The organism is Actinoplanes sp. NPDC051411 (assembly GCF_040682075.1).
Classification (GTDB): domain Bacteria; phylum Actinomycetota; class Actinomycetes; order Mycobacteriales; family Micromonosporaceae; genus Actinoplanes.
The window spans coordinates 1-1410 of record NZ_JBFBAD010000289.1; the positions used below are offsets into that span (position 1 = coordinate 1).

A 1410-nucleotide genomic window follows, 5' to 3' on the forward strand; every position below is an offset into this window, starting at 1 on the left:
ATCTGGCACCCCTCTCTGTCAAGTGTTGATCGTGAGTGGTGTTTTAGGCTGTGGTCTGGCGGGTCCGGGAAGTGACTTGTCCGAAGTGTCGATCATGGGGATTGGGTCGGCCGCGCTGGATATCAGAGTCGCCCCCGCGTGTCCTCCCGGGCCCGTCTCGACCCGTTTGGTGTCGGCGACCATCTGCCGGTAGACGACGTCGGACAACCGCCGTTTCAGCGCTCGGAGTGCTTCCAATGGCGGTTTGCCCTCAGCGAGCCGGCGCCGGTAGTAGCGGCGGCCCTCGGTGTCGCGGCGGAGCTGGACGATGGCCATGATGTGCAGGGCCCGGTTGATGCGCCGGTTCCCGGCCCGCGAGAGCCGGTGGCGGTTGTTGTCGCCGGAGGACGCGTCGAGCGGGGCCGTGCCGTTCCAGGATGCGAAGTGCGCGCGGCTGGCGAAGCGGCGGATGTCACCGACGTCGCCGAGCAGCCGGGCAGCGCCCGAGGGGCCGATACCGTGCAGCTTGAGTAGCCGGCTGCCGGTGGAGGCGACCAGCTCGGTGAGGTCCTGCTTCGCAGTCTTGATCTTCTTGTCGATGACAGCCAGTTCGTGGATCAGCTCCGAGGCGAGCCAGCGGCGGGTTTTGCCGACCACATCGCGCGGGCGAACCGTGGCGAGCAAGGCGCGGGCCTGCTGGGCGGACAGGTCTTTCTTCGCACCGCCGGGCAGGAGGTCGAGCAGTAGGGTGTGCAGCCGGTTGACGATGTCGGTGCGGGCGCGGCCGAGCTGGTCACGGCGGTCGACCAGGAGTCGCAGCGCGACGGTGGTGTCGTCGGCTTGGACCTGGCGCAGGCCGGTGGTGCGCAGGGCGACCACGGCGACGCTGCGGGCGTCGACCGGGTCGGTCTTGCGGCCCTGGCCGGTGGCGAACACCCGGGCCCGGGCGGATAGTTTCGCGGGTACGTCCACGACGGTTTCGCCGTCGGCGACCAGGCGTTGCGCGACGTGCCGCCCGATACCGTTGCAGCCCTCGACCGCCCACACGCGGTCCTTATGGCGGCGTCCCGCGGCGAGCATGGCCTTGTAGCCGTCGGTGTCGGTGCCGAAGCGGCCCTGACCGATCGTCTGCTCCCGCTCGTTGATGACCTCGATGGTCGCGGACCGCTTGTGCGGATCCACCCCGATAATCACTCGAGCCACCGGTGACTCCCTTCCCGATTCCGACAGGTGTGTCGGCGGGAGGGCAGCGCTACTTTGAGCCGGGCAGTCCCCTCTTGAGCCACTCCACGCCGCGGTGACCGGCAGGACGCATGCCAGATGAGAGCCACACCAAACTGCGGTGGGCAGCCGCCGTGAGAGCGAACCCACCGGTCACCTCGACCCAGCCTGGCCGGGCTGCGGTCGTAGATCAATGAAACAAGTAGCCGC

Annotated in this window: 1 protein-coding gene; it reads right to left on the minus strand. The window is 68.6% G+C overall.

From position 1 onward, the window contains the following. Positions 1-18: 18 nt before the first annotated feature. Entirely contained in the window at positions 19-1182 is a 1164-nt protein-coding gene (locus AB0M88_RS53260; RefSeq protein ID WP_364116333.1) for an IS110 family transposase, read from the minus strand. Between the last annotated feature and the right edge of the window lie 228 nt (positions 1183-1410).